The 23,645-nt window shown below is 65.8% G+C and carries 19 protein-coding genes; 15 read left to right on the top strand and 4 right to left on the bottom strand.

Annotation, left to right across the window (positions count from 1 at the left end; genetic code table 11):
* Positions 1–73 precede the first annotated feature (73 nt).
* The 3 genes from CHB74_RS13175 to CHB74_RS13165 all read left to right on the top strand — a co-directional run bounded on the left by CHB74_RS13175 (position 74) and on the right by CHB74_RS13165 (position 4,795).
* Positions 74–2,290: a TonB-dependent receptor gene (locus CHB74_RS13175; protein ID WP_342746598.1), complete on the top strand. Its 2,217-nt coding sequence runs from the start codon at positions 74–76 to the stop codon at positions 2,288–2,290.
* The gene (locus CHB74_RS13170; RefSeq protein WP_245842897.1) at positions 2,290–3,852 is read left to right on the top strand and encodes an FAD-binding protein; all 1,563 of its coding nucleotides are present in this window, start codon (positions 2,290–2,292) and stop codon (positions 3,850–3,852) included. Before CHB74_RS13175 ends, CHB74_RS13170 begins: the two co-directional genes overlap by 1 nt.
* A 91-nt stretch (positions 3,853–3,943) precedes the next feature.
* The gene (locus CHB74_RS13165; RefSeq protein WP_245842895.1) at positions 3,944–4,795 is read left to right on the top strand and encodes an alpha/beta hydrolase; all 852 of its coding nucleotides are present in this window, start codon (positions 3,944–3,946) and stop codon (positions 4,793–4,795) included.
* Here the strand turns inward: CHB74_RS13165 and CHB74_RS13160 are convergent.
* Positions 4,792–6,180: an amidase gene (locus CHB74_RS13160; RefSeq protein WP_089220089.1), complete on the bottom strand. Its 1,389-nt coding sequence runs from the start codon at positions 6,178–6,180 to the stop codon at positions 4,792–4,794. The genes CHB74_RS13165 and CHB74_RS13160 overlap by 4 nt on opposite strands.
* A gap of 102 nt (positions 6,181–6,282) precedes the next feature.
* Between CHB74_RS13160 and coaA the strand changes: the two genes are divergently transcribed.
* The 3 genes from coaA to CHB74_RS13145 all read left to right on the top strand — a co-directional run bounded on the left by coaA (position 6,283) and on the right by CHB74_RS13145 (position 8,975).
* Entirely contained in the window at positions 6,283–7,218 is a 936-nt protein-coding gene (gene coaA / locus CHB74_RS13155; RefSeq protein WP_089220088.1) for a type I pantothenate kinase, read from the top strand.
* Between the two features lie 168 nt (positions 7,219–7,386).
* Entirely contained in the window at positions 7,387–8,157 is a 771-nt protein-coding gene (locus CHB74_RS13150) for an SDR family NAD(P)-dependent oxidoreductase (protein WP_089220087.1), read from the top strand.
* Positions 8,154–8,975: an SDR family NAD(P)-dependent oxidoreductase gene (locus tag CHB74_RS13145; RefSeq protein WP_089220086.1), complete on the top strand. Its 822-nt coding sequence runs from the start codon at positions 8,154–8,156 to the stop codon at positions 8,973–8,975. Before CHB74_RS13150 ends, CHB74_RS13145 begins: the two co-directional genes overlap by 4 nt.
* 12 nt (positions 8,976–8,987) lie before the next feature.
* On the opposite strand, the gene CHB74_RS13140 is transcribed toward CHB74_RS13145, so the two are convergent.
* Positions 8,988–10,178, bottom strand: coding sequence for an alpha-hydroxy-acid oxidizing protein (locus tag CHB74_RS13140; protein ID WP_089220085.1), 1,191 nt, complete (start codon positions 10,176–10,178; stop codon positions 8,988–8,990).
* Positions 10,179–10,336: 158 nt separating this feature from the next.
* Here CHB74_RS13140 and CHB74_RS13135 point away from each other — a divergent pair, with 158 nt between their 5' ends.
* The 4 genes from CHB74_RS13135 to CHB74_RS13120 are packed head-to-tail and all read left to right on the top strand — an operon-like array spanning position 10,337 to position 13,269.
* Positions 10,337–10,612, top strand: a complete 276-nt coding sequence (locus CHB74_RS13135) for a DUF6356 family protein (RefSeq protein WP_089220084.1) — start codon at positions 10,337–10,339, stop codon at positions 10,610–10,612.
* A gap of 52 nt (positions 10,613–10,664) precedes the next feature.
* Positions 10,665–11,717 carry an alanine racemase gene (gene alr / locus CHB74_RS13130; protein ID WP_089220124.1) on the top strand — a complete coding sequence of 351 codons (1,053 nt, stop codon included), beginning with the start codon at positions 10,665–10,667 and terminating at the stop codon, positions 11,715–11,717.
* On the top strand, positions 11,714–12,514 hold the full coding sequence (locus CHB74_RS13125; protein ID WP_089220083.1) for an MlaE family ABC transporter permease: 801 nt from the start codon (positions 11,714–11,716) through the stop codon (positions 12,512–12,514). Before alr ends, CHB74_RS13125 begins: the two co-directional genes overlap by 4 nt.
* Entirely contained in the window at positions 12,511–13,269 is a 759-nt protein-coding gene (locus CHB74_RS13120; protein ID WP_089220082.1) for an ABC transporter ATP-binding protein, read from the top strand. Before CHB74_RS13125 ends, CHB74_RS13120 begins: the two co-directional genes overlap by 4 nt.
* Positions 13,270–13,368: 99 nt before the next feature.
* Here CHB74_RS13120 and CHB74_RS13115 read toward each other — a convergent pair whose 3' ends face one another.
* Both CHB74_RS13115 and CHB74_RS13110 read right to left on the bottom strand, forming a co-directional pair.
* The gene (locus CHB74_RS13115) at positions 13,369–14,541 is read right to left on the bottom strand and encodes an acetyl-CoA C-acetyltransferase (protein ID WP_089220081.1); all 1,173 of its coding nucleotides are present in this window, start codon (positions 14,539–14,541) and stop codon (positions 13,369–13,371) included.
* A gap of 63 nt (positions 14,542–14,604) precedes the next feature.
* Positions 14,605–15,597, bottom strand: a complete 993-nt coding sequence (locus CHB74_RS13110) for an alpha/beta fold hydrolase (RefSeq protein WP_179220836.1) — start codon at positions 15,595–15,597, stop codon at positions 14,605–14,607.
* 91 nt (positions 15,598–15,688) lie between these two features.
* Between CHB74_RS13110 and phaR the strand changes: the two genes are divergently transcribed.
* The 5 genes from phaR to CHB74_RS13085 all read left to right on the top strand — a co-directional run bounded on the left by phaR (position 15,689) and on the right by CHB74_RS13085 (position 23,645).
* Entirely contained in the window at positions 15,689–16,255 is a 567-nt protein-coding gene (phaR, locus tag CHB74_RS13105; RefSeq protein WP_089220122.1) for a polyhydroxyalkanoate synthesis repressor PhaR, read from the top strand.
* Between the two features lie 175 nt (positions 16,256–16,430).
* Complete coding sequence (gene parE / locus CHB74_RS13100; protein WP_089220080.1) at positions 16,431–18,413, top strand: DNA topoisomerase IV subunit B; 1,983 nt, start codon at positions 16,431–16,433, stop codon at positions 18,411–18,413.
* Between the two features lie 271 nt (positions 18,414–18,684).
* Positions 18,685–19,647, top strand: coding sequence for a malate dehydrogenase (mdh, locus tag CHB74_RS13095; protein WP_089220079.1), 963 nt, complete (start codon positions 18,685–18,687; stop codon positions 19,645–19,647).
* Between the two features lie 36 nt (positions 19,648–19,683).
* Positions 19,684–20,568 carry a succinate--CoA ligase subunit alpha gene (sucD, locus tag CHB74_RS13090; RefSeq protein ID WP_089220078.1) on the top strand — a complete coding sequence of 295 codons (885 nt, stop codon included), beginning with the start codon at positions 19,684–19,686 and terminating at the stop codon, positions 20,566–20,568.
* A gap of 170 nt (positions 20,569–20,738) precedes the next feature.
* Positions 20,739–23,645 (top strand): 2-oxoglutarate dehydrogenase E1 component, encoded by a 2,907-nt coding sequence (locus CHB74_RS13085; protein WP_089220121.1) that lies wholly within the window; start codon positions 20,739–20,741, stop codon positions 23,643–23,645.

The following is a 23,645-nucleotide window of genomic DNA, read 5'->3' as shown; positions in this document are numbered from 1 at the left end:
GCCTGTTCGCCACCGCAGTTCCCGCTTTTGCCCAGCAAGAGGTTTCCACCGTTCCGACACAGACCATGTCGGGCTGGAAGAGATCGTCGTCACCGCGCGCCGGCAGGAGGAAAATCTGCAGGAGACGCCGGTCGCCGTGTCGGCGCTGTCGCAGGCGACGCTCGAACGCCTCAACATTCAGGATATCGGCCGTGTCGCGCAGTTGACGCCCAACGTCACGCTGACCGAGGGATCGGGCACGGTGGCGGGTGTGTCCGCCTTCATCCGCGGCATTGGCAACCAGGATCCGCTGCTTTCGCTCGACACGCCGATCGGCATCTATCTGGATGGCGTCTATAACGGCCGCGTCGGCGCCGCCGGCAATTTCGATCTCGTCGATCTGGAACGGGTGGAGGTGCTGCGCGGACCGCAAGGCACGCTGTTCGGCCGCAACACCACCGGCGGCGCGATCAGCCTGATCACGCGCCAGCCACTCGACGAGACGCGCATCCAGGCCAAGGGCGGCTATGGCAGCTATGACGAATGGTATGGCCGTATCTCGATGGATACCGGCCTGCTCGGCGACAGCGGGGTGAAGGCGAATTTCGTCTATCTGCATCGCCAGCGCGACGGCGTGGTCGACAATATCAACGCGCCCGACCGGCTGGACCCCGGCGCGCTGAACGTGGACGCGCTGTACGGCAAGCTCGCCGGCGACTGGGGCGATCTGCGCGCGATGGTGACGTTCGATTATAATGATCGCCGGGGCGTGCCGCTGGCCTTCCAGATCGCCGCCGTGACCGACATGGGCGGCGAATATTATGCCCAGTCGCCGGGCCTGGGTGGCGATGCGCTGTCCGTGGTCGGCGATCGCCGGCTCAAAACGATCAATCAGGAAACGACGCCGGGCCAGGTCTCCAAAGTCTGGGGCACGGCGATGACGCTGGAATATGACGTCAGCGACGCGGTGACGCTGAAATCGATCACCTCCTATCGCAAGTTCCGGTCTTCGCAGCCGACACGTTATGCGGAACCGAACCTGCTGGGCCCGGTGGTGACGGACTTCACCACCTTCGCCTTCGAAACGCAGCGGGTGACGCCATTCTCCGCGCCCCAGAATGTGAGCCAGCATCAGGTTTCGGAGGAGTTCCAGATCCTCGGCCGGACGGACCGGCTGCAATATGTGGCCGGGCTTTATTATTTTCAGGAGAAATATGCGGAGCTTAATCCCAATTTCTTCACCGTCCTGCTCGGCGATTTCGACGGGCCGGGGGGCTTGCCGCCGCTGGGCCTGAACCAGAATCCGATCCTCGATTATAACGGTAAGGCGACATCCTATGCCGCCTTCGGGCAGGCGACCTATACGCCGCCGATCCTTGACGAGCGGCTCGACGTGACGCTCGGCATCCGGCAGACGAAGGACAAGAAGTCGATCGACGTGCGCAATTTCGCGTTCCCGGGCGCGACGCCGACGCTGACCAGCAAGTCGGACACGTTCAACAACACGTCCTACAACGCGACGATCGACTATAAGTGGACCGACGACGTGATGACCTATGCCCGGATCGGCACGGGCTATCGCTCCGGCGGTTTCAATGCGCGCGGCGGCGCGCAGACCTTCCGCCCGGAAAAGGCGACGACCTATGAGGTCGGCCTGAAATCGGAGTTTTTCGACCGGCGGCTCCGCGTCAACGCGGCGGGCTTCTACACGCGCTATCGCGATCTGCAGGTCGCCCAGTTCAGCGGCGGCATGGGCTTTGCTGAAAATGCCAACGCCAATTATCCGGGCTTCGAGATCGAGGTGACGGCCGCGCCGATCGAAGGGCTGACGCTGGATGCCAGCATCGGTTATGTCGATCCCGAATATACGTCCTTCCCGCAGCCCAATCCCGATCCCAACGGGCCGGCTGTGATCGACATCGCGGATATCGCGAAATTCCCTTATGTGCCCAAGACGACGACGCATTGGGGCGCGGAATATGCCCTGCCGGCGTTCGACTGGGGGCAGCTTTCGTTCCGCGTCGATTATGCGACGTCGAGCAAGCGCTGGTTCCATGCCAGCAACCTGCCCAATCTGAACCCCCTCAACGATTTCATCGTCGATCCGGGGCAGAAGAACCTGTCCGCCCGGATCACGCTGGCGGATGTCGCGATTGGCGGCGGCACGGCCGAGATTTCGGGCTGGGCGGACAATCTGACCAACCATGACAATGTGACGGCCGGCATCGATTTCGGCCCGTTCCTTGGCATTGCCGGCCGCAATTACGGCATGCCGCGCCGCTTTGGCGTCGACCTGAAATTCACTTACTGATGATGGGAAGCCCCGTGGACTGGAATGAAGAATGTGATGTCCTGGTTATCGGATCGGGCGGCGGGGCGCTTGTCGGCGCGCTGGCTGCCGCCAAGGGCGGGCTGAACACGATCGTCGTCGAAGCGACCGATCGCTTCGGCGGCACCACGGCCTATTCGGGCGGTGGCATGTGGCTGCCGTGCAATGCCGCGTTGAAGCGGATCGGCGACGATGACACGCTGGACGACGCGCGCGAATATTATCGCGCCGTCGTCGGCGATCGCACCCTGCGCGAGGTGCAGGACGCGTTCCTCGATAATGGCGCGCGGATGCTCGATTTCCTGGAACAGGATCCGCATCTGGAGTTCGTCGTCTATCCGTGGCCGGACTATTACGGCAAGGCGGCCAAGGCCCGCGCCGGCGGGCGGCATATCTGCCCTGCCAATCTGGCGGTCGATACGCTGGGCGATCTGCGCAATGTGCTGCGCCCGGTGCTGCCGGTCGAACGTATCGGCGCGCCGCTGCCGGAGGAACTGGAAGCGGGGCAGGCGCTGATCGGCCGGCTGTTGCTGGCCTTGCGCGATCAGCCCAGGGCGGAGCTGCGGCTGGAAACGCCGTTCGAGGATTATGTGGTGGAGGATGGCGCCGTGACCGGCGTCGTCGTCCGCAAGCAGGGTCAGCCCTGGCGCATCCGGGCCAGAAGGGGCGTGCTGGCCGCCGCCGGCGGGTTCGAACGCAATGCCGAGATGCGATCCCGCTTCGGCGTGCCGGGTGAGATTTCCGGCTGCGTGGGTGCCCCCGGCAATTTCGGCCGCGCGATCGCGGCGGGGATGGAGATCGGCGCCGATGTCGACCTGATGGGCGAGGCCTGGTGGTCGCCGGGTATCCTGCACCCCGACGGCCGCGCCACATTCTCGCTCGGCTTCACGGGCGGCATCTTCGTCGACGCCAATGGTGAGCGGTTCGCCAATGAGTCGGCCGCTTATGACCGGCTGGGCCGCGAAATCATCAAGGCCGAGGAGGATGGTCGGCTGACCCGGCCATTCTGGATGGTCTATGATAGCAGCGCCGGGATCGAGCCGCCGGTGATCTTTCCCACCGTACCGCTGGTGGAGCGCGAAGCCTATGTCGCCGCCGGCTATCGCAAGCAGGCCGACAGCATAGAGGGGCTCGCGGCCGAGATCGGCGTGCCGGCGGACCGGCTGGCCGCCACGGTGGCGCGCTGGAACGGGTTTTGCGACGCCGGCAAGGATGCCGATTTCGACCGGGGTGGAGAGGCCTATGACCGCTTTTTCATGGGCGAGGGCGGCGGATCACCGCTGGTGCCGATCAAGGCCGGGCCTTTCCATGCGGCGGCCTTCTCCATCTCCGATCTCGGCACCAAGGGCGGCTTGCGCACGGATGGCAAGGCGCGCGTGCTGCGGGGGGATGGAACCCCGATCCGCGGCCTTTACGCGGCAGGCAATTCCATGGCGGCGGCCAGCGGGCAGACCTATCCGGGCGGGGGCAACCCAATCGGCTCCTGCGCCGTCTTTTCGTGGCTGGCGGCCAGCGACATGATTGCCGCTTTGCCGCAGGACTGAGTTGCATCATGCTGGCGCGATGAGCTTTTTGCGACGCTGCATTCCCACGATCATGGCCGCCGCGATATCCGCGGCGGCCTTTGCCGCCCCGATGCAATGGTCGGACCTGGCCAGCCGGCCACGGCCCGAACCATCGGCGCGGCTGGCTTATGGCAAAAGCGACCTGCAATTCGCCGAACTGTGGTTGCCGCCGGGGCAGGGGCCTTTTCCGGTGGTGATGGCCATCCATGGCGGCTGCTGGCGCACCGGCGTTGCCGATCGCACCGTGATGAACTGGATGGCGGATGATCTCGCCCGGCGCGGCATCGCGGTCTGGAACGTGGAATATCGCGGTGTCGATCGGCCGGGGGGCGGCTATCCCGGCACCTATCAGGATATCGCTGCGGCGGGAGACGCGCTGCGCCGGCTGGCACCGCTGTTTCGCCTGAAGGCGGATCGCATCGTCGTGGTCGGCCATTCGGCGGGCGGGCATCTCGGCCTGTGGCTGGCGGCGCGGCCGGCGATCGCCGGCAACGGGCCGCTTCGTGCGCAGCGGCCGGTGGCGATCAACAGCGTTTTCAGCCTTGGCGGCGTGCCCGATCTGGAAGCGGAAATCGCGGATCGCAGCCGGCCCTGCGACCTAAGCGCGGGGGCGAAGGCGATGGCCGGCCCGATGACGCAGCTTCGCCCCGATCGCTTTCGCGATACTTCGCCGCCGGCCATGGTGCAGGGCGGGGCGAAGCAGATACTGGTCAACGCGGCCGAGGATAAGATCGCGCCGCCGGCGATGGCGGCGGCATATGCGCGCAAGCTGGCGGCCAAGGGGGTGAAGCCGATGCTGATCACCGTGCCGGACGAAGGCCATGTCGAACTGATCGCGCCCGGCAGTGCCGCCTGGAACATCACGGCGGAATTGATCGCCGCCGAACTGGACATGACGCCGGCAAAGCCGCGCGCGGATTAAGCCAGGTCAGGCCAGGGCCGGGCGCCCAGCCCCGTAGCCTCGATCCATTGGGCGAGACGCAGGACGCCCATATCGTCGAAGCGCCTGGCAACGATTTGCAGGCCGATGGGCAGACCTTCGGCGGTGAAGCCGCAATTCACCGATCCGGCTGGCTGGCCCGACATGTTGAAGGCGACCGTGAAGGCGATATGTTCGAACGGCCGAGCCGGATCGCCGGTCGGGCTCGCGGCTTCGGCCGCGAAGGCTGCGATCGGCGCCGTCGGCGAAATCAGGAAATCGAAGGGTTCGAGCGCGCGATGCGCTGCGGATGCCATGGCGTCGATCTGGGCAAAGCCGCGATAGACATCGACGCCGCCGATGCCGTCGGCGCCTTCGACCCATTGGCGGATGAAGGGCAGGATGCGGTTGCGCCGCGCGTCCGGCATTTGCGATACGTCCGACCAGAAACGGGTTCGCCAGAAGCGATCGAGCCCGTCGAGCATTTCGCGGCTGATGATGGGCGCGACGGGCTCGACGAAGGCGCCCGCCGCTTCCAGCGCCCTGGCCGCGGCGGTCACGGCAGCGGCGATCGCGGGATCGACGGGCAGGCCGCAGCCGGCATCCATCATCAGCCCGATGCGCAGGCCCGCGACATCCATGTCGATCGCCGACCAGTCGATCGCGCCGGGCGGCAGGGCCATATGATCGCGATAATCGGGCTGGCTGAGCGTGCCCATCAGCAGGGCGGAATCAGCAACCGTGCGCGTCATCGGCCCGGCCACCCGGCCGATATAGGGCGGATCGACGGGCACGCGGCCGAAGCTGGGCTTGAGCCCGAAGATGCCGCACCAGCCGGCGGGCAGGCGTATCGATCCGCCGATATCGGTGCCGACATGGAGCGGCCCGTAGCCGGCGGCCGACGCGGCGGCCGCGCCGGCGCTGGAGCCGCCCGGATTGCGATCGAGGTGCCAGGGGTTGCGGGTGAGCGGATGAAAGCTCGACAGGCCGGACGACAGCATCGCGTAATCGGGCACGGTGGTCTTGGCGAAGATGATGGCGCCGGCTTCGCGCAGCCGGGCGGCGGCAGGCGCATCGGCGGGGGCGGGAACCAGATCGGTGGCGGCGGTGCCAAGCGGCACGGGCACGCCCTGCGTTGCGATCAATTCCTTCACCGTGACCGGCACGCCATCGAGCGGGCGGACGGGCGCACCGGAGTGCCAGCGCACCGTGGACTGCGCGGCGGCGAGGCGAGCGGCACCGGGATCATAAGCATAGAGCGCGGCGAGCCGGGGTTCGCACGCATCGGCACGGGCGATCACCGCTTCCATGGCTTCGCTTGGCGAAAAATCGCCGGCGCGATAGCCGGCCAGAAGATCGATGGCGGAAAGATCGGCAAGGTTGGTCATCGTGTATGCCCCCCGGAACCAGGTGCGTCCGTCCTGCAACGGCACGGTCGAATCGCATGGTTGGTCTTGCCTGATGGCGCCACGTCTGCGCAAAGCGCGCAAATGGAAAGCGAGAGCCATTCGGTGTTCAGCCGTGCGGAGTGGGCGCGCCTGCGCTCCAGCGTGCCGATGATGTTGAGCGAGGCCGAGGTGGAGGCGTTGCGCGGCACCAACGAGCCGACATCGATGGACGAGGTGGAGGAGGTGTTCCTCCCGCTGACCCGCCTGATCAACCTTCACGTCGCGGCATCGCGCGGGCTTGCCCGTGTGACCGACGATTTCGTCGGCCGGCCGAGCTGGCCACGGCCCTATATCGTGGCGGTGGCGGGCAGCGTGGCGGTGGGCAAGAGCACCGTTGCGCGGTTGCTGCGCGCGCTGCTTTCGCGCTGGCCGGATCATCCCAAGGTGGATCTCGTCACCACCGACGGTTTCCTGTTCCCGACGCGCGAGCTGGAAAAGCGCGGGCTGATGGGGCGCAAGGGCTTTCCCGAAAGCTATGACGTCAAGCGCATGATCTGCTTCCTGTCCGACATGCGGGCGACAGGGCGGGCCGTATCGCCCGTTTATTCGCACCAGGCCTATGACATTTTGGCGGGCGAGGAACATGTCGTCGACCGGCCGGACATCCTGATCTTCGAGGGGCTGAACGTCCTGCAACTCGGCGCAGGCATCGAAAAGGCCCATGCGCCGGTGTTCACGGCATCGGATTTCTTCGACATTTCGATCTATATCGATGCCGAGGAACAGAATATCGAGCGCTGGTATCTCGAACGCTTCCTGCTGCTGCAGCGGACCGCGTTCCAGAACCCGGCATCCTATTTCCACCACATGGCAAGCGTTCCGCTGGAGGAATCCGAGGCGTTCGCGATGAACTTGTGGAGCCGGATCAACGGCCCCAATCTGCGCGAGAATATCCTGCCGTCGCGATCGCGCGCCGACGTGATCCTGCACAAGCGCGCCGATCATGGCGTCGACTGGCTGAAGCTCCGCCGCCTCTGAACGCTGGCCGTCCGATTTTTCGCCGGCTTCGGACGAAATTTGGATCGCAGTGTAAATTTGGCGCTTTTGGAATAGACTCTCCGCTTCGCTTCCATCGCGAAATCGTGCAGCACGGCCGCGCGCGGTCGGGCTTGCCCGATCGGACATGATTTATTGCAGGAGATTGAGATGGGCAGGATGCGCGACAAGATCGTGCTGATCACCGGCGCCAGCGAAGGCATTGGCCGGGCGACGGCGGAACTGATTGCAGCGGAAGGCGGCCATGTCGTCATCGCCGCGCGCCGGCCCGAACCGCTGGAAGAAACGCGCGCGGCGATCGCCGCTGCGGGCGGATCGGTGGAAGCGCACCGGCTCGACGTGTCGGACCTCGACGCCTATGCGGCGCTGATCGCCGATGTCGCCAAGCGCCATGGCCGGCTGGACGTGCTGATCAACAACGCCATGTCGGCCACCTACAAGTCGCTCGTCGACCTGACGATCGAGGACTGGCGCCGCGATTTCTCGGTCAATGGCGAAGCGGTGTTCGTCGGCACGCGTGAGGCGATGAAGCTGATGGTCGCCGCCGGGCGCGGTTCGATCGTTAACATCTCGTCCGCGTGCGGCATGCGCGCGATGCCGGGCATGCCGAGCTATTCGGCATCGAAGGCGGCGCTGATCCACTTCTCGGCCTGCGCGGCGATCGAAGGCGCACCGCATGGCGTGCGCGTCAACAGCATCGTGCCGGGGCAGATCGCCACGCCGGCGACGCTGCAGTTCCAGGAATATGCGCCGGCCGCCGCCAAGGCGACCACCGCCGCGATCCCGATGGAGCGCAGCGGCGATCCGAAGGAACTGGCGCAGGCGGTTCTGTTCCTCGCGTCGGACGAGTCGAGCTATGTGACGGGCGTCGCGCTGCCGGTGGACGGTGGCAAGACCATGCAGCTCTACATGCCGTCATGAGCGGGAAGTTGCAGGGCAAGCGCGCGGTCGTCACCGGCGGCGCGCAGGGCATCGGCAAGGCGATTGCCGAGCGTCTGGCGGCCGAAGGCGCGCGCGTCGCGGTTCTCGACATGGACGAGGCGGCGGCGAAGGCGACGCTGGCCGGCGAGGGCCATCTGGGCTTCGCCTGCGACGTTTCCGACAGCGCGTCCGTCGACGCGGTGTTCGCGAAGGTCGCCGATGCATTCGGCGGGGTCGATATTCTGGTCAACAATGCCGGCACCGGCCGGGGGCCGGATGATGGCAGCGACCAGATGTATGCCGGACAGGCCGAACGCCATGCGCAGATCGCGCGCGGCGAAACGCCGACCGCGCATCCCGACCAGCTGATCCACATGTCGGATGCCGGCTGGCACAAGGTGATCGGCGTCAATCTCGACGGCGCCTTCTTCTGCAGCCGCGCCGCCGTGCGGCTGATGGCTGCCGGAAATCATGGCGGCAGCATCGTCAACATCGCGTCGACCTCGGCCGCGTCGGGCGAAGGACCGATGCATTATGTGACGAGCAAGGCCGGCGTGGTCGGCCTGACGCGCGGCCTCGCGCGTGAGCTTTCGTCGCGTGGCATCCGCGTCAATGCGGTCCATCCCGGCCCGACCAACACGCCGATCATGCAGAGCGTGCCGGATACGATGGTGCAGGCGATGGAAGCGGCGATCCCGCTTGGCCGCATGGCGCGTCCCGACGAAGTGGCGGCGGCGGTGGCCTTCCTCGCTTCGGACGACGCTAGCTATGCGACGGGCAGCGTGCTGACCGTCAATGGCGGTTCCTACATGGTGTGATGCCGGGCTGGATCATTCCCTGCGGATGATCCGGCTGCGGTCGATCTCGGCGATGGTGCGGCAGCCTGCCAGCGCCATCGTCAGATCGAATTCGGCGAGCAGGTTGCGGATCACGGCGCGGACGCCGGCTTCACCCGCAACCGCCAGCCCGTAGATATAGGGGCGGCCGATCAGCACGGCGCGCGCGCCCAGCGCCAGGGCGCGGAACATGTCCGCCCCGCTGCGGATGCCGCTATCGAACAATATGGGCACATTGGTGCCGACGGCGGCGACGATCCGTTCCAGCGCATCGGCGGCGCCGACCGCGCCATCCACCTGCCGCCCGCCATGATTGGACACGATAATGCCGTCGACCCCGGCGTCGATCGCGCGTTCGGCGTCGGCGGGATCGAGAATGCCTTTCACCAGCACCGGCAGCCGGCATCGCGCGCACAGCGCAGGAAGGTCCGCCCAGCCGATCGCGGGATTGGTGTAGATCGCCAGGAAGCGGGCAATCGCTGCCATCGGATCGTCCTCCGGCGGATCGCTCAACATCGCGCGGAACACGGGATCGGACAGATATTGGGCGATGCCCTTGGCGTGAAGGAAGGGCAGCGACGCGAGATCGAGATCGCGGTTGCGCCAGCCGAGCAGCGGGGTATCGAGCGTGACGACGATCGCGTCGCACCCCGCGTCCTCCGCGCGCGCGATCAGGCTGGCGATCAGATCGTCCGATCGGCTCCAATAGAGCTGGAACCAGCGGGGTGCGTCGCCCATGGCTTCGGCGGTTTCTTCCATCGGCACCGACGCCTGGTTGGAAAATATCATCGGCACCTGTTCGGTGGCGGCGGCGCGCGCGGTGGCGAGATCGCCATCGGCATGCGCCAGTTCCTGAACGCCGATCGGCGCGAGGAGCAGGGGCGAGCGCAAGGCGCGGCCGAACAGATCGACGCCGCTATGGCGCTGTTCCGCGCTGGCCAGCATCCGGGGCACGATCCGCCAGCGATCGAGCGCGTGGCGGTTTTCGGCCATGGTCGATCCGGTGCCCGCGCCGCCATCGATATAGGCGAAGGCGGCTTCGGGGAGGGCGGCTTCGGCGGCGGCGCGCAGCGCATCGGGATCGACCGGCGGTTCCGGCAACCGGCCGGCAAGATAGATCTCGCTCTGGCGGACTGGCCCGATGGCGGCGTCAGGTGCGGTGGCGGCGGCGTCGCTTGCGGTCATCACGCCCTCTCGGCTCGACGGATGAAGCCGCGTGCATAGCCTAATTCGGCGCGTTTGGCGCGTGCGCTTTGTCACATCCCGCGCCGCCAAGGTCGACCGGCGGGCCTTGCCATGGCATTAGGGCGCCCAAGCCCGATCATCCGCGTTACGGAGTCGTCATGTTCGATCGCCTGTTCCTTGCCCATCCACGCAGCGTCAACGAAAGCTATTTCGAGCATTTCGGCGTCGCTTCCCGGTTCGGGGTGACGATGGTGACAAGCGGCATCGCCTGTCTGGTTCATGCGGTGGTGCCGGCCTTTTGCGTGCGCACCGGCAGCAATGCGGTGAAGCGGCTCCACGCCCAGATGGCGGCGCGCCAGCCGAGCCCGCGTGCGCGCGAATCCCGGCCGATGGCGTGGAACGAGCCGGAGTGGCAGATCGAATACGAGATCTGATCGCGCCACGACATGGTTGCCCTTGGCCCTGCGCCTGCCTATCGGCTTGGCCGTGACTGCGCCTGATCTCCCGCTTCGCCTCGACCTCGATACCGCCGCCCTTGTCGCCAACTGGCGCTGGTTTGCGGAGGCGAGCGGCCGTGCTCTGTGCGGAGCGGCGGTAAAAGCGGACGGCTATGGGCTGGGCGCGCGCGAAGTGGTGCGCCGGCTGGCCGAGGCGGGCTGCCGCGACTTCTTCGTCGCCACCTGGGCGGAAGCGGCGGCGCTGGGGCCGTTGCCCGACGGCTTGTCGCTATCGGTGTTGCACGGCCTGCGCGAGGCGGACGTTCCGGCGGCGATCGCCAGCAGCGCGCGGCCGGTGCTGAACAGCGCGGCGATGGTGGCGCGGTGGAAGGCGACGGCGCCGGGCCGGGCCTGCGACGTGATGATCGATACCGGCATGAACCGGCTCGGCCTGAGCCCGGAAGAGGCGCGATCCGGCGTGCTCGACGGGTTGGAAATCGATACGCTGCTGAGCCACCTGGCCTGCGCCGACGAGCCCGGCCATCCGATGAACGAGCAGCAGCTCTTCACCTTCCGCAGCGTCAAGGCGGCCGTGCCCGCGCGGCGCTACAGCCTCGCCAATTCCGCGGGCATCTGCCTGGGGCAGCGTTACGCCTTCGGCCTGACGCGGCCCGGCCTTGGCCTTTATGGCGGTATCCCCGCGCCGGGCGCCGAAGGGTATATCCGCAAGGTCGTCCGCCCCCATGCGCAGATCCTGCAGATCCGCATCGTGCCGCAGGGCGGGGCGGTGGGCTATGGCGCGATCTATACCACGCCGGCGGCGGCGCGCGTGGCGATCCTGAACATTGGCTATGCCGACGGCTATTTGCGGGCGTTCGGCGAAGGGCGGGGGCAGGCGCTGGCCGGCGATGTGGCGTGCCCGGTGCTCGGCCGGGTTTCGATGGACCTGCTGGCGGTGGACGTCACCAGCGCGCCCGATCTGGCTGAAGGCGACTGGCTGGAGATCGCCTACGACCTGCCATCCGTTTCTGCGGTCACGGGATTGTCGCAATATGAGTTGCTGACATCGCTCGGCCGCCGCTATCAGCGTTGCTGGTTATGACAAATTCTTCCCCGGCCGGGCCGATCATAGCGTTGTTCGCCGCCATCGGGCGGATCGCGGTCGGCTGGCTTGCCGCCGTCGGCCGCACCGCATTGTTCGGCGTCCAGACGCTGCGGCGCGGGCTGACCCCGCCTTATTATCCGAACAAGCTGTTCGAACAGCTTGCCCATATCGGCTGGTTTTCGCTTCCGGTTGTCGGCCTGACCGCGGTTTTCACCGGCGCCGCATTGGCGCAGCAGACCTTTACCGCCGGCACGCGCTTCAACGCGACATCGACGGTTCCGGCGATCGTGGTGATCGGCATCGTCCGTGAACTGGGGCCGGTGCTGGTGGGCCTGATGGTGGCGGGGCGCGTGTCATCGGCGATGGCGGCCGAGCTGGGCACCATGCGCGTGACCGAGCAGCTGGACGCGCTGACGACGCTGCGCACCGATCCCTATCGCTATCTGATCGCCCCGCGATTGCTGGCCTGCGTGATCGCGTTGCCGCTGATGGTGCTGGTGGCCAATGCCATCGGTATTTTCGGCGGCTATCTGATCGCCGTCTACAAGCTGGGATTCAACGCCACCGGCTATCTGCGGGTGACGCGCCAGTTCCTGGAGTGGAGCGATTTCGGCATGGCGCTGGTGAAGGCCGGAGTGTTCGGTTTCTTCATCGCGCTGATGGGCTGCTATCACGGCTTCCGGGCCGGTGGCGGCGCGGCCGGCGTGGGCGAGGCGACGCGCGACGCGGTGGTGAGCGCGTTCATCCTGATCCTCGTTTCCAACCTGCTGATCACCGTGATGGCGTTCGGATGAGCGCCGTTCCCAAGATCGAGCTTGACGGGCTGAGCAAGGCCTTCGGCGCGAACCGCGTGCTCGACGGCGTGTCGCTGGCGATCGCGCCGGGCGAATCGCTGACCGTGATCGGCCAGTCCGGCAGCGGCAAATCGGTGATGCTGAAATGCATCCTTGGCCTGATCCGCCCCGACGCCGGATCGATCCGCATCGATGGCGAGGACATCACGCGGTTGAGCGAGCGCGACATGGCGCGCGTGCGGGCCAAGTTCGGCATGCTGTTCCAGGGCGGGGCTTTGTTCGATTCCCTGCCGGTGTGGCGCAACGTGACCTTCGCACTGACGCGGGGCCGCAACCGCAGCGCGGCCCGGATGAAGGCGATCGCGGAAGAAAATCTGGAGAAGGTGGGGCTGGGCCGGCAAGTGCTCAACCTGCGGCCGAGCGAGCTTTCCGGCGGCATGCAGAAGCGCGTGGCGCTGGCCCGCGCGATCGCGCCCCGGCCGGAGATCATCTTCTTCGACGAACCCACGACGGGGCTGGACCCGATCCGCGCCGACGTGATCAACGATCTGATCACCAGCCTTGTCGAGGATCTGGGCGCGACGGCGGTGACGATCACCCACGACATGGCGTCGGCCCGCAAGATCGCGCACCGCGTGGCGATGCTGTATCAGGGCGAGATCATCTGGTGCGGCCCGCGCGACCAGCTCTATGAATCCGGCAACCCTTATGTGGACCAGTTCGTCCAGGGGCGCGCCGACGGGCCTATCCGCTAAAGCTGACATTGCCCCGGCGATATTGCGCCGGACTTGAGGTGCAGGGGGCTTGAGAGGCAGGCCGCATCCGGTGGACGCGGCCTGCGCAGAATCATTTGCTTACCGTTCGATGCACATGGCGATGCCCATGCCGCCGCCGATGCACAGGGTGACGAGGCCCTTCTTGGCGTCGCGCTTTTCCATTTCGTAGAGCAGCGTGGTCAGCACGCGGGCGCCGCTGGCGCCGATCGGGTGGCCGATGGCGATCGCGCCGCCATTGACGTTGACCTTCTCGGCATCCCAGCCGAGTTCCTTGCCGACCGACAGCGACTGCGCGGCGAAGGCTTCGTTCGCTTCGATCAGATCGACGTCGGCGAGCGTCCAGCCCGCCTTTTCCAGCGCGATGCGGCTGGCCGGCGCGGGGCCGATACCCATGATCGCGGGATCGACGCCGCAGGTGGCCCAGGACACGATCTTGCCGAGCACCTTGGCACCGCGCTTCGCGGCTTCATCGGCCGACATGACGACCACGGCGGCCGCGCCGTCGTTGATGCCGCTGGCGTTGCCGGCGGTGACGCTGCCGTCCTTCTTGAACGCGGGCTTCAGGGTCTGCAGCGCATCCAGCGTGGCGCCGGCGCGGATATATTCGTCGTCAGCGACGATGGTGTCGCCCTTGCGGCCCTTGACGGTGACGGGAACGATCTCGTCCTTGAAGCGGCCGTCGGCGCGGGCCTTTTCGGCGCGGTTCTGGCTGCGCACAGCGAAGGTGTCCTGCTCGGCGCGGGTGACCTGGTACTTCTCGGCCAGATTTTCGGCGGTGACGCCCATATGATAATTGTTGAAGGCATCCGTCAGGCCATCGTGCAGCATCGTATCGTAGAAGCTGACCGCGCCCATCTTGGTGCCGGCGCGCAGATACTGGCCGTGCGGGGCGAGCGACATATTCTCCTGCCCGCCGGCGACGACGATCTTCGCATCGCCGAGGCGGACGGCCTGCGCAGCAAGCGCCACGGCGCGCAGCCCCGAACCGCAAAGCTGGTTGATGCCGACAGCGGTCTTTTCGACGGGGATGCCCGCGTTCACGGCCGCCTGCCGCGCCGGATTCTGGCCCTGCCCGGTGGCCAGCACCTGCCCGAGGATCACTTCGTCGACATCCGCGGCATCGACACCGGCCTGGGCGAGCGCGGCTTCGATCGCGATGCGACCAAGCTCATGCGCGGGCGTGCTGGCGAAGGCGCCGAGAAAGCTGCCCACGGGCGTGCGCTTTGCGGCGGTGATGACGACGTCGGTCATGACGGAGCTCCTGTGCGAACGATGATGCTTATTCTTCTCGGTGATCTTTCGGCAGCGCGACTATCACCTCTTTCGCGGTTGCGAAAGCCAGCGTGCGAGCGGCTCCCACAGCGCGTTCCGGCCACGGCTGCCCACGATCATGCCGACATGGCCGAGGTTGAGCGGAAGCGATTCGCCTATGCCGGCGGCACTGGCGGCGGGCACGATGCGATCGGTGAGCGACGCGATGTCGAGCACGGGGCAGGCGGTCGCCGCTGGATCGACGGGGCGGCCGGCGACCGTCCATTTGCCCTGGCCGGTGATGTCGGCACCGAACAGATCGACCAGCAATTGACGGCCGGCGGCAAGGGTAAGGGGCGGGCCGTCATTCGCCCAGTCTTCGAGCGCGATGAACGCATCGATGCGCGGATCGCCATCGGCCAGTCGGCCGAAATCCTCGAACTTGCGGATCGTGCGCGCGGGGTCGAGGCGCCAGAAGCTCGCCTGCAGGGCTTCCATCGGCAGGACGCCCAGCGCCTGTGCGGTGGGTTCCACCGCCTGCCACAGCCCGGCGAGATCGCGGCGGGCGGCATCGGGAAAGCCGCTGAAATGCCACGGCGCCGCAATCAGCGCGAGCGCCCTTACCGGGTAGATCGTTGCCGCGGCGAGGGCGATGGTGCCGCCCAGGCAGTAACCGGCCAGCGCGGCGGGTTCGCCAATCTGTTCCAGCAGCGGGACCAGCAGTTCTTCGACATGGCCGCCCATATCCATGTTGCGGTCGGTTTCGCCGGGGTGCCCCCAGTCGAGCAGCAAGGGCCGCGTTCCTTGTGCGGCAAGCCAGCGCAGCAACGAGTTTTGCGGCGACAGATCGAGCACATGGGGCGGGTTGATCAGCGAGGGGACGAACACCGTCACCGCACCCGATCCGCCATAATCGCGCAGCATGGCGCGGCCGGCTTTGGCCACCACCGGCATTTCAGGCGGCCGCGCGGTGCGCGGCGCGGATTGATAGCGGCGCAGGCCGACCAGCGCGGCGCGCAGGCGATCGGGGTTTTCCGCGGTTTCGCTGCGCAGCATGTCCAGGAACAGGGGCAGGGGGCGCGGCCTGTGTTGCGGTGCGTCAAGAAAAGATGCTACGCTGCCGCAAACTTCGGGAAAGGGCGCGTCGATGGGGAAAGCTTCGGGCGGTTCGGGCACGGTCATCATCAAAAAATACGCCAATCGTCGGCTCTATAATACCGAGACGTCGAGCTACATCACGCTCGACCATCTGGCCCAGATGACGCGCGAAGGCCGTGATTTCAAGGTGATCGACGCCAAGTCGGAAGAAGACATCACCCACAACGTCCTCACCCAGATCATCATGGAGGAGGAAAATCGCGGGCAGACAATGCTGCCGGTGAATTTCCTGCGCCAGCTGATTTCGATGTACGGCGATTCCATGCAGTCGATGGTGCCGCAATATCTGGAAGCGTCGATGGATGCCTTCCGCCGCAACCAGACGCAGTTCCGCCAGGCGATGGAAGGGGCGTTTGCCGGCGGCCCGTTCGCGGAGCTTGCCAAGCGCAACATGGACATGTTCGAGGCGGCGGCCAGCGCCTTCCAGCCGAAGAAGAATGGCCCGGCGGACGATGGCAACACGGCGGCCCCGGCCGCTTCGCGGGATGATGAGCTGGCCGTGCTGAAGGCGCAGCTTGCCGGCCTGCAGGCCAAGCTCGACAAGCTGGGCGATTGAGGCGGTTTCCGATCCCGTCGCATCGGATAAGCCCTTCTATCATTTTGTCATGCCGCGATTTCCGGGCCGGCCGATGATTGCATCGGCCGTCAAATCGCGCTCCATCGCGATATGATCGCATCGCCGGCGTTGGCGGGGCTGGTCGAGCATCGAACCACCCCCTATACGTTCCGCCATGGCTGACGATCTCTTCGCTTCCACCCCGTCCACCAGCTCCGGAAATTACGACGCCTCGGCGATCGAGGTGCTGGAGGGGCTGGAGCCTGTCCGGCGCCGGCCGGGCATGTATATCGGCGGCACGGACGAGCGCGCCTTCCATCACCTTGCCGCCGAAGTGCTCGACAATGCGATGGACGAGGCCGTTGCCGGCCATGCCACGCGGATCGAAGTGACACTGGCGGCGGGCAACCGCATCACCATCGCCGACAATGGCCGCGGCATCCCTGTCGACCCGCATCCGAAATTCCCGGACAAGTCGGCGCTGGAAGTGATCCTGACGACGCTGCATTCGGGCGGTAAGTTCAGCGACAAGGCCTATGCCACCAGCGGCGGCCTGCACGGCGTGGGCGTTAGCGTGGTCAACGCGCTTTCCACCGATACGGTGGTGGAAGTGGCGCGCAATCGCGAACTTTTCCGCCAGACATTTTCGCGCGGGCATCCGACGTCGAAGCTGGAGGTGGTGGGCGCGGCGCCCAATCGGCGCGGCACAAGCGTCTCCTTCATCCCTGACCCGGATATCTTCGGCGCGGCGGCGCATTTCCGGCCGGGGCGGCTCTATCGGCTCGCGCGGTCCAAGGCCTATCTTTATGCTGGCGTCGAAATCCGCTGGCGCTGCGATCCGTCGCTGATCGGCGACGACACGCCGGCCGAAGCGGTGTTCCAGTTTCCGGGCGGCCTGGCCGATCATCTGCAGGAACAGATTGCCGGCCGCGAATGCGCGACCGCCAACTTCTTTTCGGGCAAGCAGGATTTCCCGAACGCGCAGGGCTCGGTCGAATGGGCGGTCGCCTGGCCATTATGGTCGGACGGCAGCTATTCCTATTATTGCAACACCATCCCGACGCCCGATGGCGGCACGCATGAAAACGGCCTGCGTTCCGGGTTGGTGAAGGGCATGCGCGCCTTTGCCGATCTCGTCGGCCAGAAAAAGGCCAAGGATCTGACGGCGGACGACGTGATGACGGGATCGGAGCTGATGCTTTCGGTCTTCATCCGCGATCCGCAATTCCAGAGCCAGACCAAGGATCGCCTGACCAGCCCCGAGGCGGCCGGACTGGTTGAAAAGGCGGTGCGCGACCATTTCGACCATTTCCTTGCCGACAATATGGAGCGCGGCAAGGCGCTGCTCGGCTATGTGCTCGATCGCATGGACGAGCGCCTGCGCCGCAAGGCCGAGCGCGAGGTGAAGCGCAAGACGGCGACCGCCGGGCGCAAGCTGCGTTTGCCGGGCAAGCTCACCGATTGCGCCAATGATGATCCGGCCGGCACCGAATTGTTCATCGTCGAAGGCGATTCGGCCGGCGGTTCGGCCAAGCAGGCGCGCGATCGCAAGACGCAGGCGATCCTGCCGATCCGGGGCAAGATCCTCAATGTTGCCTCCGCGTCATCGGCCAAGATCCTCGCCAATCAGGAAATCGCGGATCTCATTCAGGCACTGGGCTGTGGCGTGCGCGAGAAGTGCAACCCCGATCTGCTGCGTTATGAGCGCATCGTGGTGATGAGCGACGCCGACGTGGATGGCGCGCATATCGCGACCTTGCTGATGACCTTCTTCTTTCAGGAGATGGCGGAGGTCGTCCGGCGCGGGCATCTCTATCTCGCCCAGCCGCCGCTCTATCGCCTGACGGCGGGCACCAAGAGCGCCTATGCGCGCGACGATGCCCATCGCGCGGAGCTGGAAGCGACCGAGTTCAAGGGCAAGAAGGTCGAGGTCAGCCGCTTCAAGGGTCTGGGCGAAATGAACCCCCAGCAGCTGCGCGAAACCACGATGGACCCGGCCAAGCGGAGCATGACGCGAGTCGTGCTGCCGCAGGAATATGAGGAGCGCCAAAGCGTGCGCGACCTTGTCGATCGGCTGATGGGCAAGAATCCCGAGCACCGATTCGCCTTCATTCAGGCGAACGCCGCGCAGATGGACGAAGCCGCGATCGACGCCTGAAGGCGGCCTTTGCTGCGCCGCCGCGCGGCGGGCCGGGGGTTAGCGCCCGCATTTCAGGGGACATGACGGCTGGCTTTTGTTGTCAATAAGTCCGCATCGGACAGTTTTGAAAAGCGGCGATGGCAGCAGGCGCAACAAAAACTGTCCTGATCGCCGTCGCGGGCGGTTGCCCGATCCGTCCCATGGGTCTAAGCGGACGCCGTTTCATGGGCGGACGCAACGGCGCGGACGCCTTTCAAAGCCAACTCGAACCGGAAATGAGGGCACGCGCATGTCCAGGAAGAAGATCGCGCTCATTGGCGCAGGCAATATCGGCGGCACGCTCGCCCATCTCGCGGCGATCAAGGAACTGGGCGATATCGTCCTGTTCGACGTCGTCGAAGGCGTGCCCCAGGGCAAGGCGCTCGATCTCAGCCAGTGCGGCCCGGTCGAAGGCTTCGACGCCAAGATCACCGGTTCGAACGACTATGCCGACATCGCGGGCGCGGACGTCATCATCGTCACCGCCGGTGTCGCCCGCAAGCCGGGCATGAGCCGCGACGATCTGCTCGGCATCAACCTGAAGGTGATGAAGGCCGTCGGCGAAGGCATCAAGAACAATGCGCCGAACGCGTTCGTGATCTGCATCACCAACCCGCTCGACGCGATGGTGTGGGCGCTGCGCGAATTTTCGGGCCTGCCGCACAACAAGGTCGTCGGCATGGCCGGCGTGCTCGATTCGGCGCGCTTCAGCCACTTCCTCGCCGATGAATTCCAGGTTTCGGTGCGCGACGTGAACACGTTCGTGCTCGGCGGCCACGGCGACACGATGGTCCCGGTCGTCCAGTATTCGACCGTCGCCGGCATTCCGGTTCCGGACCTCATCAAGCAGGGCCGTTCCACCCAGGAGCGCATTGACGCGATCGTGCAGCGCACCCGTTCGGGCGGCGGCGAGATCGTCGGCCTGCTCAAGACCGGCTCGGCTTATTATGCGCCGGCGACCAGCGGTATCGCGATGGCCGAAGCCTATCTGAACGACCAGAAGCGCCTGCTGCCCTGCGCGGCCTATGTCGATGGCAAATATGGCCTCGACGGCCTTTATGTCGGCGTGCCGGTGATCATCGGCAAGGACGGCGTCGAACAGATCGTCGAGATCGAACTGGACGGCGAAGCCAAGGCCAATCTTCAGGTCTCGGTCGACGCGGTCAAGGAACTGCTCGTCGCCTGCAAGGGCATCGATCCGACCCTCGCTTAATTTCTCGGCTTCCCCAACAAAGGGCGAACACATCCGATGTCGATCCTCATCAACAAGAACACCAAGGTCATTACCCAGGGTATGACCGGCAACACCGGCAGCTTCCACACGGAACAGGCGCTGGCTTATGGCACGCAGATGGTTGCGGGCGTCACCCCCGGTAAGGGTGGCACCACCCACCTCGGCCTGCCGAACTTCGACACCGTGCACGAAGCCGTGCACGCCACGGGCGCCGATGCCAGCGTGATCTACGTTCCGCCGCCCTTCGCCGCGGATTCGATCCTCGAAGCGATCGACGCCGAAGTGCCGCTGATCGTCTGCATCACCGAAGGCATTCCGGTGCTGGACATGGTGCGCGTGAAGCGCGCGCTGCAGGGTTCCAAGTCGCGCCTGATCGGCCCGAACTGCCCGGGCGTGCTGACCCCGAACGAGTGCAAGATCGGCATCATGCCGGGCTCGATCTTCAAGAAGGGCTCGGTGGGCGTTGTTTCCCGTTCGGGCACGCTTACCTATGAAGCCGTGTTCCAGACCTCCAACGCGGGCCTTGGCCAGACGACGGCTGTCGGCATCGGCGGCGATCCGGTGAACGGCACCAACTTCATCGACGTCCTCGAACTGTTCCTGGCCGACGATGAAACCAAGTCGATCATCATGATCGGTGAAATCGGCGGCTCGGCCGAAGAGGAAGCCGCCCAGTTCCTGATCGACGAGGCCAAGCGTGGCCGCAAGAAGCCGATGGCCGGCTTCATCGCGGGCCGCACGGCGCCTCCGGGCCGTCGCATGGGCCATGCCGGTGCGATCGTTTCGGGTGGCCAGGGCGGCGCGGAAGACAAGATCGCGGCGATGGAAGCTGCGGGCATCCGCGTTGCGGCCAGCCCGTCGGAACTCGGCACCACGCTCGTCGAGGTGCTGAAGGGCTGAAAAAGCTGATGGCCTTGCTCGGGGAGGGGGAAGGCCATCTCGCGAAATCTTTGGGGGCGGGAAACGGTTTGGACGAACCGTTTTCCGTCCTAAATGATGTGTTCATCATCCGTGGCGTTTAGGCGTCGCGACTGCAACCAATGCGCGGGCTGCCGCGCGAGGACGGCAAAATGGGTATCGAAGGTGTGGGTTTCGACGGATTGGAAGGGGTCAGCCCTTCCTTCGTGGAGGCGCTGTACCGGCGCTATGAGGCAGATCCGGCATCGGTGGAGCCAGGCTGGCGCATGTATTTCGAAGGGCTGGCCAACACCATCAGCCAGCCTTCCTGGGCACGGTCGAACTGGCCGCTGACCGAAACCGACACGATCACTGCGGGCTTCGATCCCACGCAGTCGGCGCTGCCTCCCAAGGCGCCGGCAGCGGGCAAGGCGGCTCCGGCCGCCGCGCCGCAGCCCGCCGTGTCGACGGCGGACATCGCACAGGCGGTGGCGGATTCGATCCGCGCGGTCATGCTCATCCGTTCCTACCGGGTGCGCGGCCATCTCGGCGCGGCGCTCGACCCGCTGGGCCTCGCCACGCGCGAATTGCCGGCCGATCTGACGCCGGAATTCCACGGCTTCTTCGCGGCGGACCTCGATCGCCCGATCCATCTCGGCGGCACGCTGGGCCTGGAACGCGCGACGATCCGCGAGATCGTCGCCATCCTGCAGAAGAACTACTGCGGGCATGTCGGCCTCGAATATATGCACATCTCCGACATCGAGGAGCGCCGCTTCCTCCAGGAGCGCATGGAAGGCCGCGACAAGGAGATCCACTTCACCGATCTCGGCAAGAAGGCGATCCTGTCGAAGGTGATCCACGCCGAGCAGTGGGAGCGCTTCCTGGGCCGCAAGTATGTCGGCACCAAGCGTTTCGGCCTCGATGGCGGTGAATCGATGATCCCCGCGCTCGAAAGCGTCATCAAATATGGTGGCCTGGGCGGCGTGACCGAAGTCGTGATCGGCATGGCCCATCGTGGCCGCCTGAACGTGCTCGCGAACGTCATGGAAAAGCCCTACCGGGCGATCTTCAGCGAATTTGCCGGCGGCTCCGCCAACCCGGAAGATGTCGGCGGTTCGGGCGACGTGAAGTACCACCTTGGTACGTCCACCGACCGTGAGTTCGACGGCAATGTCGTCCACCTGAGCCTTGCGCCGAACCCGTCGCACCTCGAAGCGGTCGATCCGGTCGTGCTCGGCAAGTCGCGCGCGAAGCAGACCAAGCTCGATGACCTTGAACGCAACAAGGTGCTGCCGATCCTGCTGCATGGCGACGCCGCCTTTGCGGGGCAGGGCATCATCATGGAATGCTTCGGCTTTTCGGGCCTGCCCGGATACAATACCGGCGGCACGATCCATTTCGTGATCAACAACCAGGTCGGCTTCACCACCAGCCCGCAATTCGCGCGCTCCTCGCCTTATCCGTCGGATATCGCGAAGATGGTCCAGGCGCCGATCATCCACGTCAACGGCGACGATCCCGAAGCCGTGACCTTCGCCTGCAAGCTCGCCACCGAGTTTCGCGTCGCGTTCAAGCGCGACGTGGTGATCGACATGTGGTGCTATCGCCGCTTCGGCCACAACGAAGGCGACGAGCCGGGCTTCACCCAGCCGCTGATGTATGATGCGATCCGCAAGCATCCGGCGATCTCGGACCTCTATGCCGGCCGCCTGAAGGCGGAAGGCGTGATCGATCAGGCCTGGTTCGATCAGGAAGTCGACGGCTTCGTGAAGATGCTCGAGGGCGAGTTCGACGCGGCCAAGGGCTTCCGGGTCAACAAGGCCGACTGGTTCGAAGGCGACTGGAGCGGCTTTGCCGCCCCGCGCGAAGCGATGACCGAACGCCGTGCGGCCATCACGGGCATCAAGCCGGACCAGTTGGACAAGCTGAAGGATGTGCTGACGACGGTTCCGGCCGATTTCAACATCCACAAAACGCTAAACCGCATTCTCGACGCCAAGAAGGCGATGTTCGAGACCGGCGAGGGCTTCGACTGGGCGACCGCCGAGGCGCTGGCCTTCGGTTCGCTGCTGCTGGAAGGCCACCCGGTCCGCCTGTCGGGGCAGGATTGCGGCCGTGGCACGTTCAGCCAGCGGCATGCGGCGTGGACCGACCAGAAGGACGGCCATAAGTATATCCCGCTGTCGACGCTCGACCGGCGCTTCCAGGTTCTGGACAGCCCGCTCAGCGAGTTCGGCGTGCTGGGCTTCGAATATGGCTATGCGTCTGCGGCCCCCAACACGCTGGTGCTGTGGGAAGCGCAGTTCGGCGATTTCGCCAACGGCGCGCAGGTGATGATCGATCAGTTCATCGCCGCCGGCGAAGCCAAGTGGCTGCGTGCCAACGGCCTCGTCATGCTGCTGCCGCATGGCTATGAAGGGCAGGGGCCGGAACATTCGTCCGCCCGCCTGGAACGCTATCTGCAGCTTTGCGCCGAAGATAATATGCAGGTGTGCAACATCACCACGCCGGCCAATTATTTCCACGTGCTGCGCCGGCAGATGCATCGCAACTTCCGCAAGCCCATGGTGATCATGACGCCGAAGTCGCTGCTGCGGCACAAGTCCGCCGTGTCGACGATCGACGAGTTCATGGGCGAAAGCCACTTCAAGCGCATCCTTTCGGATCCCAATGCTCCGGCGGATCAGGATGTGAAGCGCGTCGTCCTGTGTTCGGGCAAGGTGTTCTACGACCTCGCCGAAGCGCGCGACGCGGCTGGCGACAAGAACACGACGATCATCCGTATCGAGCAGATCTACCCGTTCCCGGCGGAACCGCTCGCCAAGCGGCTGGCGCGGATGCCCAACCTCGAAACCGTGGTGTGGGCGCAGGAAGAACCCAAGAATAATGGGTCGTGGTTCTTCGTCGAACCGCTCCTGGAGGAATGCCTGAAGGAGGCGGGCACCGGCCCGGCGCGCGCGATCTACGCGGGCCGCAAGGCGTCTGCCGCGACGGCCACCGGCCTCGCACGCAAGCATGTGGAACAGCAGGCGGCGCTCGTTGCGGAAGCGCTTGGCCATGAAGTGAAGGCGAACTGA

The sequence above is a fragment of the Edaphosphingomonas laterariae genome, assembly GCF_900188165.1.
Classification (GTDB): Bacteria; Pseudomonadota; Alphaproteobacteria; order Sphingomonadales; family Sphingomonadaceae; genus Sphingomonas_E; species Sphingomonas_E laterariae.
This window is presented reverse-complemented; position numbering and strand designations above follow the sequence as displayed.

Bases quoted from the DNA above. Each gene is read 5' to 3' on its own strand.
- CHB74_RS13170 (WP_245842897.1), top strand. From the start codon at position 2,290: ATGATGGGAAGCCCCGTGGACTGGAATGAAGAATGTGATGTCCTGGTT.
- CHB74_RS13165 (WP_245842895.1), top strand. From the start codon at position 3,944: ATGCAATGGTCGGACCTGGCCAGCCGGCCACGGCCCGAACCATCGGCG.
- CHB74_RS13160 (WP_089220089.1), bottom strand. From the start codon at position 6,180: ATGACCAACCTTGCCGATCTTTCCGCCATCGATCTTCTGGCCGGCTAT.
- coaA (WP_089220088.1), top strand. From the start codon at position 6,283: ATGGAAAGCGAGAGCCATTCGGTGTTCAGCCGTGCGGAGTGGGCGCGC.
- CHB74_RS13150 (WP_089220087.1), top strand. From the start codon at position 7,387: ATGGGCAGGATGCGCGACAAGATCGTGCTGATCACCGGCGCCAGCGAA.
- CHB74_RS13145 (WP_089220086.1), top strand. From the start codon at position 8,154: ATGAGCGGGAAGTTGCAGGGCAAGCGCGCGGTCGTCACCGGCGGCGCG.
- CHB74_RS13140 (WP_089220085.1), bottom strand. From the start codon at position 10,178: ATGACCGCAAGCGACGCCGCCGCCACCGCACCTGACGCCGCCATCGGG.
- CHB74_RS13135 (WP_089220084.1), top strand. From the start codon at position 10,337: ATGTTCGATCGCCTGTTCCTTGCCCATCCACGCAGCGTCAACGAAAGC.
- CHB74_RS13125 (WP_089220083.1), top strand. From the start codon at position 11,714: ATGACAAATTCTTCCCCGGCCGGGCCGATCATAGCGTTGTTCGCCGCC.
- CHB74_RS13120 (WP_089220082.1), top strand. From the start codon at position 12,511: ATGAGCGCCGTTCCCAAGATCGAGCTTGACGGGCTGAGCAAGGCCTTC.
- CHB74_RS13115 (WP_089220081.1), bottom strand. From the start codon at position 14,541: ATGACCGACGTCGTCATCACCGCCGCAAAGCGCACGCCCGTGGGCAGC.
- CHB74_RS13110 (WP_179220836.1), bottom strand. From the start codon at position 15,597: ATGCTGCGCAGCGAAACCGCGGAAAACCCCGATCGCCTGCGCGCCGCG.
- phaR (WP_089220122.1), top strand. From the start codon at position 15,689: ATGGGGAAAGCTTCGGGCGGTTCGGGCACGGTCATCATCAAAAAATAC.
- parE (WP_089220080.1), top strand. From the start codon at position 16,431: ATGGCTGACGATCTCTTCGCTTCCACCCCGTCCACCAGCTCCGGAAAT.
- mdh (WP_089220079.1), top strand. From the start codon at position 18,685: ATGTCCAGGAAGAAGATCGCGCTCATTGGCGCAGGCAATATCGGCGGC.
- sucD (WP_089220078.1), top strand. From the start codon at position 19,684: ATGTCGATCCTCATCAACAAGAACACCAAGGTCATTACCCAGGGTATG.
- CHB74_RS13085 (WP_089220121.1), top strand. From the start codon at position 20,739: ATGGGTATCGAAGGTGTGGGTTTCGACGGATTGGAAGGGGTCAGCCCT.